This is a genomic window from Neorhizobium galegae (assembly GCF_021391675.1).
In the GTDB taxonomy this organism is placed as follows: Bacteria; Pseudomonadota; Alphaproteobacteria; order Rhizobiales; family Rhizobiaceae; genus Neorhizobium; species Neorhizobium galegae_B.
Window position 1 is genome coordinate 130598 of record NZ_CP090095.1, and the last position, 13941, is coordinate 144538.

Consider the following 13941-nt stretch of genomic DNA (forward strand, 5'->3'; position numbering starts at 1 on the left):
CCGAAATAGAATACGAACCGGGCCGTTTGCCGGGGGCGTTGACGCAGGTCAAACCCCCGATGCGGTCCGTATGTCAGCACATCATGGTCACAATCCTTCAACCGGCAGCGCATTTGCGCTGTGAGGCCAAAGACCATGAATTACGTCTCAGAAACACTCTGGCTGGCAATCGGCACCTTCCTGGTGTTGCTCGCTGCCGCTTATACCCATGACAGCCTGTTTGCAGCCCATATGTGGGTTCTGTTCTTCGTGCTGCTGATCAGCACGGTCGTTTTGATGCGCAGGATTTCCTTTGCGCCGCAGTCGTCCGCGATAAGCCCGCCGGCAAAATCCGAATATTTCGACGAGGTGGTCAAATATGGCACCGTCGCCACCGTCTTCTGGGGCGTCGTCGGTTTCCTGGTCGGGGTCGTCATCGCCCTGCAGCTTGCCTTTCCGGACCTGAACATCGAGCCCTGGTTCAATTTCGGCCGCCTGCGGCCGCTGCATACCTCGGCTGTCGTCTTCGCCTTCGGCGGCAATGCATTGATCACCACGTCGTTTTATGTGGTTCAGCGCACCTGTCGCGCCCGCCTTTTCGGCGGCAATCTCGCCTGGTACGTGTTCTGGGGTTATCAGCTCTTCATCGTCATGGCGGCGACCGGCTATCTGCTCGGCATCACGCAGGGGCGTGAATATGCAGAGCCGGAATGGTATGTGGACCTCTTCCTGACGGTCGTCTGGGTCGCCTATCTCGTCGTCTTCCTCGGCACCATCCTGAAGCGCAAGGAGCCGCATATCTATGTGGCGAACTGGTTCTATCTCGCCTTCATCGTGACCATCGCCATGCTGCACGTGGTGAACAACCTGGCGATCCCGGTCTCCTTTCTCGGCGTAAAAAGCTATTCGGCCTTCTCGGGTGTCCAGGATGCGCTGACCCAGTGGTGGTACGGGCATAACGCGGTTGGTTTCTTCCTGACCGCCGGCTTCCTCGGCATGATGTATTATTTCGTGCCGAAGCAGGTCAATCGCCCGGTCTATTCCTACCGGCTGTCGATCATCCACTTCTGGGCGCTGATCTTCCTCTATATCTGGGCCGGCCCGCACCACCTGCACTATACCGCGCTGCCCGATTGGGCCCAGACGCTCGGCATGGTCTTCTCCATCATGCTCTGGATGCCTTCCTGGGGCGGCATGATCAACGGTCTGATGACGCTCTCGGGCGCCTGGGACAAGATCCGCACCGACCCGATCGTCCGCATGATGATCATCGCCATCGCCTTCTATGGCATGTCGACCTTCGAAGGCCCGATGATGTCGATCAAGGCGGTCAACTCGCTCAGTCACTATACGGACTGGACGATCGGCCACGTGCATTCCGGTGCACTCGGCTGGGTCGGCATGATCACCTTCGGCGCCATCTACTATATGACGCCCAAGCTCTGGAACCGCGAACGCCTCTACAGTCTCGACCTGGTCAACTGGCACTTCTGGCTCGCCACCCTCGGCATCGTCGTCTACGCCGCCGTCATGTGGGTCGCCGGCGTGCAGCAGGGCCTGATGTGGCGCGAATACGACAACCAGGGCTTCCTCGTCTATTCCTTCGCGGAAACCGTCGCGGCCATGTTCCCTTACTACCTGCTGCGTGCGGTAGGCGGCGCCATGTACCTCGCCGGCGGGCTCATCATGGCCTTCAACGTCACCATGACCATCCTCGGTTACCAACGGCAGGAGCGGGTTCGGGGCGGTGCTTCCCCAGCCGCTCTCCAGCCGGCCGAATAAGGAGGGATATCCATGTCCATTCTCGACAAACATCACTACATCGAACGCAACGCAACCCTGCTCCTGGTCGGCTCGCTGCTCGTCGTTTCGATCGGCGGCATCGTGGAAATCGCACCGCTCTTCTATCTCGAAAACACCATCGAGAAGGTGGAAGGCATGCGGCCCTATTCGCCGCTCGAGCTGGCCGGGCGCGATATCTACATCCGCGAAGGCTGTTATGTCTGCCATAGCCAGATGATCCGCCCCTTCCGCGACGAGGTGGAGCGTTACGGTCACTACAGTCTGGCGGCCGAATCCATGTACGACCATCCGTTCCAGTGGGGATCGAAACGCACCGGCCCCGATCTCGCCCGCGTCGGCGACCGCTACTCGAACGAATGGCACGTCCAGCACCTGATCGAACCACGCGACGTCGTGCCGGAGTCGGTGATGCCGAGCTACGCCTTTCTCAAGGAGACGCCGCTCAAGATCACCGACGTTTCCATGGGGCTGAAGGCGAACCGCGCCGTCGGCGTCCCCTATTCGGACGAGATGGTGGCGAGCGCCAAGGCGGATCTTTCCGCCCAGGCCGACCCGAATGCCGACACCTCCGGCCTGCTGGCCCGCTATCCCAAGGCCAAGGTCGGCGATTTCGACGGCAATGCCCAGAACCTGACGGAGATGGATGCGCTGGTCGCCTATCTGCAGATGCTCGGCACGCTGGTCGATTTCTCGACCTACGACGATGCCGCCGGTTACCGCTGAAGGGACAAGTCCATGGAATTCTACACGGCCATGCGCCACTTCGCCGATAGCTGGGGTCTGCTTGCCATGACCCTGTTCTTCCTCGGCGTTCTCGTCTTCACCTTGCGCCCCGGCGCGAAAGCCTCTGCAGACGAGGCCGCCCGGATCCCTCTGAAGGAGGATTGAACATGGCGGAAAAACATATCGACGAATTGAGCGGCGTTGAGACCACCGGCCACGAGTGGGACGGCATCCGCGAACTCAACAATCCGCTGCCGCGCTGGTGGCTCTGGACCTTCTATGCCTGCATCCTGTGGTCGGTCGGGTATGCGATCGCCTACCCTTCCATTCCCCTCCTGACCGACGCGACGAAGGGTCTGCTTGGTTATTCGAGCCGCGCCGAGCTTGCGGCCGACCTCGACGGTGCGAAGACCGCCCAAGGCGGCATCCTGGAGAAAATCTCCAGTTCGTCGCTGGAAGAGATCCTCGCCGACCCCCAGCTTAGCCAGTTCGCAACCGCAGGCGGCGCGGCCGCCTTCCGCGTCAACTGCACCCCGTGCCACGGCACGGGTGCCGCCGGCGGGCAGGGCTATCCCAACCTCAACGACAACGACTGGCTGTGGGGCGGCGATGTCAACGCTCTTTACCAGACGATCGCCCATGGCATTCGCGATCCCGCCGACGGGGAGACCCGCATCTCCGAAATGCCGGCCTTTACGGATATGCTGAAGCCGGACGAGGTGCGCCAGGTAGCCGCCTACGTGGTGAGCCTCACCAGAACCCCGCGCGATCCAGCGATGGTCGAGCCGGGAAAACAGCTCTTCGCCGACAACTGTGTCTCTTGTCATGGCGAGAAGGCCGAGGGCAACCGCGATCTCGGTGGGCCGAGCCTTGCCGATGCGATCTGGCTGAAGGCCCGCGGCGAGGCGGAGATTGCCAGGCAGATCCAGGCCCCGAAACACGGCGTCATGCCGGCCTGGGAAGCTCGCCTCGGAGACGTCGCCGTCAAACAGCTCGCCGTCTACATTCACTCGCTCGGCGGCGGGGAGTGATCAGGCTTCCGCCGACAGATACAGCAGTTCGATACCGGCCGGGGCGCGAATGCCCCGGTCGTTGGTCAGGAAGACCTCGCATTACAAGGCTTCGGCGGTCGCGACGTGGATGGCGTCAATGAGCTTGATGTTGAGTTCGGCGGCGCGCTTGATGAGAGCAAGACTGACGGGCTTGAGCGATATAAAGCCGGCGTTGCTCAAAATGGCGAGGAAAACAGCGGACATCCGGAGCATCGATCCGAGGAGACATTTCACGGAGGAAGCCAGCCGTCTCTCCATCTCAGGCGTCGACGACGGCTGGGGGAAGATCCTTCAGCTTATCGACGACGACCTCTGCACGTGAACGATTGACGAGCGGCGGCGGCATCAATCCGCGACAGTATCTCGTCATCCACTTCGATTTCCAGCCTGTGCAGGCCCATGGTCTTCTCCCGGTTGCGGGGAAGAATAGTGCATTTTGCACGTCCCGCCAGAATGTCGCGGTCTGCCGCCCTCGCCCGGTTGACTTTGGTCAAGGGAGATTGCCCGCGACGGTGCGAGAATATGGCCACAAAGGATTGGCCAATGAATCTCTACACAGCCTCCCACCTGCAGCAGAACGGTTCGTCCGTCGAGCGGATCGACGTCCAGCCCGTGCATTCGCCGGGAACGCCAAGCAGGCCGCTTTACGAGAAGCGCAAGAAGATCTTTCCGAAACGGGCCGAAGGGCGTTTCCGCCGCTTCAAATGGCTGGTGATGCTGATAACCCTCGGCATCTATTACCTGACACCTTGGATCCGCTGGGACCGCGGCCCCTTCGCACCCGACCAGGCAGTGCTCGTCGATCTGGCGAGCCGCCGTTTCTATTTTTTCTTCATCGAGATCTGGCCGCAGGAATTCTTCTACGTCGCCGGGCTTCTGGTCATGGCGGGTTTCGGCCTTTTCCTCGTGACCTCGGCCGTCGGTCGCGCCTGGTGCGGTTATGCCTGTCCGCAGACGGTCTGGGTCGATCTTTTTCTGGTCGTCGAGCGCTTCATCGAGGGCGACCGCAATGCCCGCATCAAGCTCGACGCCGCGCCATGGAGCTTCGACAAGCTCTGGAAGCGGGTCGCCAAGCACGCCACATGGCTGGTCATCGCGGTGGCGACCGGTGGCGCCTGGATCTTCTATTTTGCCGACGCGCCCTCGCTCGCCTTCGATTTCGTGACCGGCCAGGCGGCGCTGGTTGCTTATTCGACCGTTGCTACCCTGACGGCCACGACCTACGTGTTCGGCGGGCTGCTGCGCGAACAGGTCTGCATCTACATGTGTCCCTGGCCGCGCATCCAGGCCGCCATGGTGGACGAGAGCTCGCTGGTCGTCACCTATAACGACTGGCGCGGCGAGCCGCGCAGTCGCCATGCCAAGAAGGCGGTAGCAGCCGGGCAGCCGGTCGGCGATTGCGTCGATTGTAATGCCTGCGTGGCGGTCTGTCCCATGGGCATCGACATCCGCGAGGGACAGCAGATGGCCTGCATCACCTGTGCGCTCTGCATCGATGCCTGCGACGGCGTGATGGACAAGATCGGAAAGCCGCGCGGGCTGATCGCCTATGCGACGCTCGACGAATACGACGCCAACATGGCGCTCGCCACGAGCGGCGGCACGACTGCGATCGACCCGGCGCGTGTGCGCAATCCGGACGGTTCCTTCATCGACAAGGTCCGCCACTTCGACTGGAGGGTGATCTTCAGGCTCCGCACGCTGATCTATCTTGGTGTCTGGTCGGCCGTCGGTCTCGGCCTCATCTTCGCGCTCCTGTCGCGCGACCGGCTGGAGGTCAATGTGCTCCATGATCGCAACCCGCAATTCGTGCTGGAATCGGACGGTTCCATCCGCAACGGCTACACGATCCGGCTGCTCAACATGATCCCGGAGCCGCGCACCATCATGGTCTCGATGGAAGGCCTGCCCGAAGCGACGATGAAGATCTCCGGCGTCACGGATGTACCGGGCCGCCTCTTCGCGGTGCAGGTGGAGCCCGACAAGACGCTTGCCTTGAAGGTCTTCGTCACCCTTCCCAAGGATGCCGTTTCCTCCGAGGCCGTCGACTTCCATTTCATCGCCGAGGACCGGCCGAGCCACGAAAAGGACAGCTATTCAGCGGTCTTCAACACGCCGGGGGCCAGAAAGTGAGCACGACGAAAATGAACACGATCCCAGCAAAATCCTTCGTCTTCACCGGTTGGCATATGGTCGGCGTGCTGGTGCTCTTCTTCGGCACCATCATCTCGGTCAATTTCTACATGGCCTACAACGCGGTCACCAGCTGGAGCGGGCTGGTGGCGGAGAATACCTATGTCGCCAGCCAGCAGTTCAACGGCAAGGCGGCCGAGGCGCGGACGCTGATGGCCACGGGTGTCACCGGCCGCGTTACAGTCAACAGCTCCGAGCTACGTTACGAGGTCTTCCACCCGAAGAACGGGCCGGTCGCGGCCGATACGCTGACGCTCAAGTTCAAGCGGCCGGTCGGCGAACATCAGGATTTCCAACTCGACCTCGTTCCCGTTGCCAAGGGGGTCTTCACCGCCACCCACGAAATCCTGCCCGGCCACTGGATCGTCGATGCGAGCGCCATCCGGGATGGCAAGCGCATCCTGCATCAGGCCGAACGGATCGCGGTCTTGAGGAGGGCAGAATGAGCTGCTGCGCGCCCGGAACGGAAGGGTATCTGGATCACCCGCTTCCGTCCTCGGAGGAATTGACGCTGTCCAGCCGGGTGGTTACGCCAGGCCTGCGCCAGACCGATCTCAGCGTTCCGCAGGTCCATTGCGGCACCTGCATCTCGACGATCGAAAAGGCGCTGAATGCATTGCCGTCGGTAGAGCGGGCTCGAGTCAATCTTTCTACCAAACGCGTTTCGATCGTCTGGCGGGAGAAGGCCGGAGACGTCGCCACGGATCCGGTCGAACTGGTCAGGGCGATCGTCGATGCCACCGGCTACGATGCGCATCTTTTCTCGAATGCCGAGGAGGTCGGCGAAAAGCTGCAGCGCGACCTCATCCGCGCCGTCGCGCTCTGCGGTTTTGCGGCAGCAAACATCATGCTGCTTTCGGTTTCGGTCTGGTCGGGCGCCGATGCCTCGACGCGTGATATGTTCCATTGGATATCGGCGTTGATCGCCGCGCCGGCGCTGATCTATGGCGGCCGTTTCTTCTATCAGTCGGCCTGGAATGCGCTCAGCCGCCGCCGTACCAACATGGACGTGCCGATCGCACTCGCGATTACGCTCTCCTATGCAGTGTCGCTCTGGGAGACCATGCATCACGGCGAACAGGCCTGGTTCGATGCGACCGTCTCGCTGCTGTTCTTCCTGCTGATCGGCCGCACGCTGGACCACATCATGCGCGACCGGGCACGGGCCGCAATCAGCGGCCTTGCGCGCCTCTCGCCCCGCGGCGCCACGGTGGTCGTCCCGGACGGCTCGCGCGAATATCGCCCGGTGGACGAAATCCGGCCGGGCGACCGGGTGGCGATTGCCGCCGGTGAGCGGGTGCCGGTCGATGGGGTGGTCGAAAGCGGCGCAAGCGACATCGATGTCTCGATCGTCAACGGCGAAAGCGCACCAAGGCCGGTCCGGGTCGGCGATATGATACAGGCCGGGACGCTCAGCCTCACCGGTTCGCTGGTTCTGAAGGCGACGGCCGCTGCCAAGGATTCCTTCCTGTCCGAAGTCATTTCGCTGATGGAAGCGGCCGAGGGCGGCCGGGCACGGTATCGCCGCATCGCCGATCGCGCGGCGCAATATTATTCTCCGGCCGTCCACTTCCTGGCGCTCACGGCCTTCGTCTCGTGGGGCTTGATCGGCGGCGATTGGAAACACGCCATGCTGGTCGCCATCGCCGTCCTGATCATCACCTGCCCCTGCGCGCTTGGCCTTGCGGTGCCGGTGGTGCAGGTCGTCGCGGCCGGCCGGCTGTTCAGGAACGGGATCATGGTCAAGGACGGTTCGGCCATGGAGCGGCTTGCCGAAATCGACACCGTGCTTTTCGACAAGACCGGCACGCTGACCTTGGGCCGGCCCCGGCTGCTGGATGTCGAGCGGTTCGACAGGAAGCAGCTCGCTTTGGCCGCCGGGCTCGCCGTTCATTCGCGCCACCCTCTCTCCCAGACGCTCGCGATGGCGGTATCCGGCCCGGTTGCGGTCTTCGAGACGGTCACCGAAATCCCGGGCCGGGGACTCGAAGCGGCGACGCCGGCAGGCGTCTATCGCCTCGGCAACCGGCGCTTTGCCCTGTCGGTGCCGGATGACGGAAGCCCGGGCAATATTGTGACTGAGACGGTTCTCTCGCTCGACGCCGAGGAGATCGCCACCTTCCGCTTCGACGATTCGCTTCGTCCCGGTGCCCTGGCTGTCACGGCATCCCTCGCGGCCAGGGGTTTCGAGACGGGCATTCTGTCGGGTGACCGGCGCCGGGTGGTTGCCGATCTCGCCATTCGCCTCGGCCTCGAACACTGGCAGGCCGAGCTTTCGCCGAAACAGAAGGCGGAGTTCTGCACGTCGCTCGCGGCGAGCGGCCGCAAGGTGCTGATGGTCGGCGACGGCATCAATGACGCACCGGCGCTCGCCGCCGCGCATGTCTCGATCGCACCGGCGACAGCGGCGGACGTCGGCCGTCAGGCCGCCGACTTCGTGTTCATGCGCGACAGCCTTGAGGCGGTGCCGCTGGCGATCGACATATCGCGACGCGCAGGCCGGTTGATCCGCCAGAATTTCGCGCTTGCCATCGGCTACAATGTCATCGCCGTGCCGATCGCGCTTGCCGGGTATGCGACGCCGCTGATTGCCGCGGTTGCCATGTCCACGTCGTCGATCATCGTCGTCGCCAATGCGCTGCGGCTCAGCGGATCGGGGAGCGCCGTCGAGGCGGAGGCGACAAGGAGCAACGGCACGACCGCCGCTCCTCCCGGTGAGGCTCGCGTCGCATGAACATGCTGATCTACCTCATCCCAATCGCGCTTTTCCTCGGCGGTCTCGGCCTCTTCGCCTTTCTCTGGTCGCTGAAGAGCGGCCAGTACGACGATCTCGAAGGCGCGTCCTGGCGCGTGTTGCAGGACGACCCGCCGGAATGAACCGGTGACCTCCGACAAGCTCCGGGCACGTTCTCAAGGTTCTCAGGCGTGGGCGTTGCCGGCGGCTTTCTTGCCGAGGGCACAGTCGTGAGGCATTCTTTTCGTTGAAACCGCCAACAAATGGTACCTGCGCCGCAAGGACTGCGACCTTCACGAAAGGAATTCGATGCGTTTTATCAATCCCATTCCTTTCGTCCGTGACATAAATCACTCGAAAGCGTTTTACCGAGATAGGCTCGGGCTGAGGATAGTGGAGGATTTCGGGGACTTCGTACTCTTCGAAACAGGTTTCGCAATCCACGAAGGCAGTTCGCTTGAGCAAACGATTTGGCGGCAAGCCCCTGTTGCGAACGAACCCTACGGACGGAGAAATTTGCTGCTATATTTCGAACATGAGAATGTCGATGCGGCCTTTGAAAACATCGCGCCGCATGTGGAACTGATCCATCCGGTAGAGCCGCAAGCCTGGGGGCAGCGGGTCTTCCGCTTTTATGACCCCGACGGACACGCGATAGAGATCGGTGAACCACAAAGGCTAAACCCTTCTGGGACTTCACAGAAACTCTGAGCTCTACGGCTGTATCTGAGGCGCTGGCCGCAGATACAGCCCTTTTGAAACCCCACTCAGTCCAGCAGTTCGCGAAGCCGCACCGCGAGTTCCCTGGCAGTATACGGCTTCTTGAGCCAGCTACCGGATTGGGCGAGCTCGCGTCCGGCGATCGCCGGTTCGGCGTAGCCGGAGGTGAACAACACCTTCATGCCTGGCCGTCTTGCGCGGACTTCGGCCGCCAGTTCGTCGCCTGTCATCCCGCCCGGCATCACGATATCGGTGAAAAGAAGGTGGATGCCGTCGTGCTGGCCGAGCTGGTCCAGCGCTTCCCGGCCGCTCGAGGCCTCGATGACGCGATAACCGAGCTGCGTCAGCCGCGACACGGCGATGCGCCGGACCCGCGGGTCATCCTCGACGACGAGGATCTTTTCGTTGCCGCCGGGAATGGAGACCTGCTTCGTGGCAGCCTCGACAGCAAGCGGGTCCGCCGCTTCCGCCTTGCGCACCACCGGCAGGAAAATTCTGACGCTCGTGCCCTGTCCCGGCTCGCTGTAGAGCTGGATATGCCCGCCGGACTGTTTGGCGAAACCGTAGACCATGCTGAGGCCAAGGCCCGTTCCGGCGCCCAGGCCTTTGGTGGTGAAGAAGGGCTCGAAGGCCTTGTCCCTGATATCGGGAGACATGCCGATGCCCGTGTCGGTGACGGAAATCAGCACGAAGTCTCCGGTGCGGACGTCGGGATACATCTGCGCGTAGTCGACATCCAGTCTGACGCGGGAAATCTCGATCGACAGCTTGCCGCCGCGCGGCATCGCGTCGCGGGCATTGAGCGTCAGGTTGAGAAGCGCATTCTGGAGCTGCGATCCGTCGACCAGCGCTTCGTTGGAGACGCCGGTGACCGTGGTGCGAAGTTCGATCGTTTCGCCGAGCGTGCGCCGCAGAAGTTCCGAAAAGCCGGACACGAGATTGCCGATATCCGCGAGCTTCGGGTTGAGCGGCTGGCGCCGTCCGAACGCCAGAAGCTGGCCGGTCAGTTTGGCGCCGTCTTCCGCAGCGCCCTGCGCCTCATGCAGCAGCTCCAGCAGGCCCGCATCCGCGAGCTTGTTCTCGATCATCTCGAGATTGCCGCTGATGACCGTCAGAAGATTGTTGAAATCGTGCGCCAGGCCGCCGGTGAGCTGGCCTATCGCTTCCATCTTCTGGGCCTGGCGCAGCTCTTCTTCGATCTTGTGACGGCTGGTGAGGTCGCGGACGAAGCCGGTAAAGATGCGTTTTCCGTTGGTGACGGCTTCGCCGACCGAAAGCTCCATCGGAAACGTGCTTCCGTCCTTGCGCTGTCCGGTCACGACGCGGCCGTAACCGATGATCCGGCGTTCGCCGGTATGGAGGTAGCGTGAGATATATCCGTCATGGGCGTCCCGGTCGGGCGAAGGCATCAGCATCTTCACATTGTGGCCGCAGACCTCGTCGGACGAGTAGCCGAACAGCCGTTCCGCAGCAGCACTGAAGGACGAGATGCAGCCGACCTCGTCGATGACGACCATCGATTCCGGAACGGTGTCCAGAATGGAGCGCAGATGCGCTTCGCGTTCGGCAAGATCGTTCTGCACCCTTTTCATCTCGGTGATATCGTTGTTCGTTTGAATGATGACCGAAGGACCGTCGCTCGATGGATTGACGGCCACCCAGCGGGTCGCCACGAAGACCGGGTGTCCATGCTTGTGATGATGGACGACCTCGCCCTGCCAGGCATGATAAGTCTGGACATGTCGACGAATATCGTCGAGCGGCTCGGGAAACTCTGTCGCCAGAAGATCGTGAACGACCTTGCCGAGAGCCTCCTCCCGACGCCATCCGTAAAGCTGCTCGCAGCCGCTGGTCCAGCGGCTGATGATGCCGTCCACGCCATGGGCGATAAGGTTGGCATCGTCGAGAAGAGAGGTGACGGCATCGAGTTGGCTTTCCGCCGTGGCTTCGGATCCTGTATTGCCGTTCATGTCTATTCCGTTTAATGGCGCCGTCGCTCACCGAGAGCGATCAGGTCGCGCCGCATGTCTCCACAGTCATCGTCGTCTCCGGCGAGTTGCGCAAGCATCCCCGGTCGTTCGATTCTTATGGAATGACGGGCGGCCGGGTCCAGAACATTCAACACGCCCTTGCCGATAAGCCTGGTGATCGTACGCGAAACGGTCTCGATCGTCAGTCCGAGATAGTCGGCCATGTCCTGCCGGCTCATGGAGAGTTCGACGACCGGCTGCGCATTGGGTTCGGCCATCGCGCGTTTCAGGTATCTCAGAAGGAAGGTGCAGAGCCGCTCTTCCGCGCTTTTGCTCGACAGGAGCACCATCTGGTCCTGGGCGGCGGCCATTTCGTCGCAGACGCGGGCAAAGACCTTTGGCCGCAGGCTCTCGGAATTGATGACGGCTGCCTCGAATTGCCGACGCGCCAGCCGGCGGACCTTCGCCGTGGTGATTGCTTCCGCTGTGTAGATATAATTGTCCCGGAACGACACGCCGATCATATCACCGGCATGCAGAAACCCGGTGATGACCCGCCGTCCGTCCGAAATGATCCGGAAAACGCGTAACGTCCCCTCCATGACTTCAAAAATATGCCTGGCCTCGTCGCCCTCGAAGAACAGGGCCTGGCCGCCCGACAGATATTCCACAGGCTGCTTCGCGAACAGCGAATGCAGGCAATCCGGTTCGTCGAGCGGTCTTGCTGCTGCCGCGGTGAAGGTCTTTGCATAATCCGTGAGAAACATGAAACTGCCCCTATCCGTTTGGTTGAGGCAGTTGACCGAATCCCGGTAACGCGCGAATGCTAGTCGTGTGAAAGACGGTTCTAGTTGGTAACAATCTGTAACACGCCGGTTCCCTGTTGATGTCATCCCCCGCAAGCTCAGCAAACATCCTCGTCGTCGACGACGATCCCCGAATCCGCCAGATGCTGACGCGGTATTTCGAGGGCGAAGGATATGCCGTCAGCGCGGTATCCGACGGGCAGGAAATGCGCGCTCAGCTGAAGCGGCAGGAGGTTGACATCATCCTCCTCGACCTGTCGTTGCCCGGCGGCCAGGACGGTTTTGACCTTGCACGGGAAATCCGGATGCAATCGGATGTTCCGATCATGATGCTGACGGGCCGCGACGACGTGGTCGACCGGATCCTCGGCATCGAGATCGGTGCTGACGATTACATCGCAAAACCGTTTCACCTGCGCGAAGTGCATGCGCGGCTGAAATCGATCCTCAGGCGGCGCCAGCCGGCTCAGCCGAAGCCGGAGGTAAACGAGGAGAAGATCGTCCGTTTCGAAGGATGGACGCTCAGCCTTTCCAGGCGCCAGCTGCTGTCTGCCGAAGATGGCGAAGTCGAACTGACGACGGGCGAATTCGAGATGCTGGCGGCCTTCGTGCAGCATGCGGGCCGGGTGCTGACACGCGATTTCCTGATGGACGCGACGAGGGGGCGGCAGCTCGATGCCTTCGACCGCACGATCGATGCCCAGATCGTCCGGCTGCGCCGCAAGATCGAGGCGGATGCCAAACATCCCCAGCTCATCAAGGCCGTTCGCGGCGTCGGTTACATTTTCACCGGCAAGCTCGGCTGATCAAAAAATAACCTGTCTGTCCGCCGCAGAAAGCCCGGCAAAAGCTCTTTCCCGCATATCGTCCGCATCGGAGCCCTGCAGCGGAACCGGCCCCAAAGGCAGGTCGTGGTCCACCGGTCTGCCGACCGAAATCGGCAGCAATTCAAGTCTTTTGCACGTACCGTCATCCGCAAGCGTCAACCGGATCGCGGCGCTGCGCCAGACATCGACATGCTTTTCGTCATAGGTCGCCGGCCGCCCGGTGTGGAAGACGAAGTTGCCGAGGCCGGCGATGATCACCCGCCCGCGATAAAAGATGAGCGGCTGCATGACCGGCGCGCCGGTACCAAGCACCAGATCCGCGCCGTAGTCGATCAGGCCGCGACAGAGATCGAGCAGCCAGTCGGGCGTCGTTTTCCAGTTCGAATCCCAGTGATGGCCGTGGAGCGCCACCGCCACCAGATCCCCTATCGCCTTTGCGGCATCGATGCCGTCGACGAGCCGCTGCATGTCCGTCTCGTTCGCCGTCCAGTGTGCACCGATGGCGGCGCCGGCAGCGACGGGCGTGCCGAAGACCTCCAGTTCCGGGCGTTCGCCCACATCATAACCCACGGCGGCACGTGCCGCGCCGCGTTTGTCGTCGCCGAGGGTCCCGACGATCCTCTTCAGCGTCTCGAATTCTTCGGCCGGCACGCTCACCGTCCGCTTCATCCGCAACGGGGCAATGCCACCGCGCTCGGTCGAGGCATAGTTGATGTCCGGCTGCGGCCCGAGATCGACGGAGAAGATGGCAAGCGATTGCTCAGGTCCCGGCACGATCGTCGGCGCGGCAGCCTGCTCGATATCCTGCCCGCTGCCTGCGAGCTTCAGCCCGGCCATTTCCACCGCGGCGCGCGTCGAGGCGATGCCCGGCGGGCCGAGATCGAAGGCATGGTTGTTGGCATGCGTCACCGCGTGAAAACCGAGTTCCCGAATGGAAACCAGCGCATCCGGGGAAGCCAGATGCAGCGTCTTCGTCTTGGTGGGCCATGCCCCTGCCGTCTCCACCGTCGCCTCGAGATTGCCGAAGACCACATCCGCCTCGAGGAAATCCCGGACCTCGGCCTGCCCCTCGCCATGGAGGTCGAGGGGGCCGTGGATCAGGATTTGGCCGGTAACGGCGACGGTCAGCATGGC

At 62.2% G+C, this 13941-nt stretch carries 14 protein-coding genes; 10 read left to right on the forward strand and 4 right to left on the reverse strand.

The window, feature by feature from the left end:
- The first annotated feature begins 135 nt into the window (after positions 1-135).
- Genes ccoN through ccoP form a run of 4 tightly spaced genes read left to right on the forward strand, consistent with a single transcriptional unit; the run spans position 136 to position 3536 of the window.
- On the forward strand, positions 136-1761 hold the full coding sequence (ccoN, locus tag LZK81_RS00605; protein ID WP_046611846.1) for a cytochrome-c oxidase, cbb3-type subunit I: 1626 nt from the start codon (positions 136-138) through the stop codon (positions 1759-1761).
- Between the two features lie 12 nt (positions 1762-1773).
- Positions 1774-2505 carry a cytochrome-c oxidase, cbb3-type subunit II gene (gene ccoO, locus LZK81_RS00610; protein ID WP_046607791.1) on the forward strand — a complete coding sequence of 244 codons (732 nt, stop codon included), beginning with the start codon at positions 1774-1776 and terminating at the stop codon, positions 2503-2505.
- Positions 2506-2517: 12 nt separating this feature from the next.
- On the forward strand, positions 2518-2670 hold the full coding sequence (locus LZK81_RS00615) for a CcoQ/FixQ family Cbb3-type cytochrome c oxidase assembly chaperone (RefSeq protein ID WP_007762698.1): 153 nt from the start codon (positions 2518-2520) through the stop codon (positions 2668-2670).
- A 2-nt stretch (positions 2671-2672) separates the two neighbouring features.
- On the forward strand, positions 2673-3536 hold the full coding sequence (gene ccoP, locus LZK81_RS00620) for a cytochrome-c oxidase, cbb3-type subunit III (protein ID WP_233954871.1): 864 nt from the start codon (positions 2673-2675) through the stop codon (positions 3534-3536).
- Positions 3537-3617: 81 nt separating this feature from the next.
- Here ccoP and LZK81_RS00625 read toward each other — a convergent pair whose 3' ends face one another.
- Positions 3618-3761, reverse strand: coding sequence for a hypothetical protein (locus LZK81_RS00625; RefSeq protein ID WP_233954873.1), 144 nt, complete (start codon positions 3759-3761; stop codon positions 3618-3620).
- Positions 3762-4100: 339 nt separating this feature from the next.
- Between LZK81_RS00625 and ccoG the strand changes: the two genes are divergently transcribed.
- From ccoG to LZK81_RS00650, 5 genes are all read left to right on the forward strand, one after another.
- Entirely contained in the window at positions 4101-5690 is a 1590-nt protein-coding gene (ccoG, locus tag LZK81_RS00630) for a cytochrome c oxidase accessory protein CcoG (protein WP_046607794.1), read from the forward strand.
- Between the two features lie 11 nt (positions 5691-5701).
- The gene (locus LZK81_RS00635; protein WP_233956412.1) at positions 5702-6196 is read left to right on the forward strand and encodes a FixH family protein; all 495 of its coding nucleotides are present in this window, start codon (positions 5702-5704) and stop codon (positions 6194-6196) included.
- Positions 6193-8484 (forward strand): cation-translocating P-type ATPase, encoded by a 2292-nt coding sequence (locus tag LZK81_RS00640; protein ID WP_233954874.1) that lies wholly within the window; start codon positions 6193-6195, stop codon positions 8482-8484. Before LZK81_RS00635 ends, LZK81_RS00640 begins: the two co-directional genes overlap by 4 nt.
- Positions 8481-8627 carry a cbb3-type cytochrome oxidase assembly protein CcoS gene (gene ccoS, locus LZK81_RS00645; protein ID WP_007757373.1) on the forward strand — a complete coding sequence of 49 codons (147 nt, stop codon included), beginning with the start codon at positions 8481-8483 and terminating at the stop codon, positions 8625-8627. The genes LZK81_RS00640 and ccoS overlap by 4 nt, the downstream gene beginning before the upstream one ends.
- 166 nt (positions 8628-8793) lie before the next feature.
- Positions 8794-9195, forward strand: coding sequence for a VOC family protein (locus LZK81_RS00650; RefSeq protein ID WP_046607797.1), 402 nt, complete (start codon positions 8794-8796; stop codon positions 9193-9195).
- A gap of 56 nt (positions 9196-9251) precedes the next feature.
- Here LZK81_RS00650 and LZK81_RS00655 read toward each other — a convergent pair whose 3' ends face one another.
- Positions 9252-11174, reverse strand: coding sequence for a hybrid sensor histidine kinase/response regulator (locus tag LZK81_RS00655; RefSeq protein WP_233954875.1), 1923 nt, complete (start codon positions 11172-11174; stop codon positions 9252-9254).
- Positions 11175-11185: 11 nt separating this feature from the next.
- A complete protein-coding gene (locus tag LZK81_RS00660) occupies positions 11186-11941 on the reverse strand; it encodes a helix-turn-helix domain-containing protein (RefSeq protein ID WP_046629132.1) in 756 nt (251 codons plus the stop codon).
- A 119-nt stretch (positions 11942-12060) separates the two neighbouring features.
- On the opposite strand from LZK81_RS00660, the gene LZK81_RS00665 reads away from it, so the two are divergent.
- A complete protein-coding gene (locus tag LZK81_RS00665) occupies positions 12061-12786 on the forward strand; it encodes a response regulator (RefSeq protein WP_233954876.1) in 726 nt (241 codons plus the stop codon).
- Here LZK81_RS00665 and LZK81_RS00670 read toward each other — a convergent pair whose 3' ends face one another.
- Positions 12787-13938 carry a CapA family protein gene (locus tag LZK81_RS00670; protein ID WP_046607801.1) on the reverse strand — a complete coding sequence of 384 codons (1152 nt, stop codon included), beginning with the start codon at positions 13936-13938 and terminating at the stop codon, positions 12787-12789. It abuts the gene before it with no gap.
- Positions 13939-13941 lie beyond the last annotated feature (3 nt).

What these genes read in the sequence shown, in the direction of transcription:
- ccoN (WP_046611846.1), top strand. Translation starts at nt 136, where the DNA reads ATGAATTACGTCTCAGAAACACTCTGGCTGGCAATCGGCACCTTCCTG.
- ccoO (WP_046607791.1), top strand. Translation starts at nt 1,774, where the DNA reads ATGTCCATTCTCGACAAACATCACTACATCGAACGCAACGCAACCCTG.
- LZK81_RS00615 (WP_007762698.1), top strand. Translation starts at nt 2,518, where the DNA reads ATGGAATTCTACACGGCCATGCGCCACTTCGCCGATAGCTGGGGTCTG.
- ccoP (WP_233954871.1), top strand. Translation starts at nt 2,673, where the DNA reads ATGGCGGAAAAACATATCGACGAATTGAGCGGCGTTGAGACCACCGGC.
- LZK81_RS00625 (WP_233954873.1), bottom strand. Translation starts at nt 3,761, where the DNA reads ATGTCCGCTGTTTTCCTCGCCATTTTGAGCAACGCCGGCTTTATATCG.
- ccoG (WP_046607794.1), top strand. Translation starts at nt 4,101, where the DNA reads ATGAATCTCTACACAGCCTCCCACCTGCAGCAGAACGGTTCGTCCGTC.
- LZK81_RS00635 (WP_233956412.1), top strand. Translation starts at nt 5,702, where the DNA reads ATGAACACGATCCCAGCAAAATCCTTCGTCTTCACCGGTTGGCATATG.
- LZK81_RS00640 (WP_233954874.1), top strand. Translation starts at nt 6,193, where the DNA reads ATGAGCTGCTGCGCGCCCGGAACGGAAGGGTATCTGGATCACCCGCTT.
- ccoS (WP_007757373.1), top strand. Translation starts at nt 8,481, where the DNA reads ATGAACATGCTGATCTACCTCATCCCAATCGCGCTTTTCCTCGGCGGT.
- LZK81_RS00650 (WP_046607797.1), top strand. Translation starts at nt 8,794, where the DNA reads ATGCGTTTTATCAATCCCATTCCTTTCGTCCGTGACATAAATCACTCG.
- LZK81_RS00655 (WP_233954875.1), bottom strand. Translation starts at nt 11,174, where the DNA reads ATGAACGGCAATACAGGATCCGAAGCCACGGCGGAAAGCCAACTCGAT.
- LZK81_RS00660 (WP_046629132.1), bottom strand. Translation starts at nt 11,941, where the DNA reads ATGTTTCTCACGGATTATGCAAAGACCTTCACCGCGGCAGCAGCAAGA.
- LZK81_RS00665 (WP_233954876.1), top strand. Translation starts at nt 12,061, where the DNA reads ATGTCATCCCCCGCAAGCTCAGCAAACATCCTCGTCGTCGACGACGAT.
- LZK81_RS00670 (WP_046607801.1), bottom strand. Translation starts at nt 13,938, where the DNA reads ATGCTGACCGTCGCCGTTACCGGCCAAATCCTGATCCACGGCCCCCTC.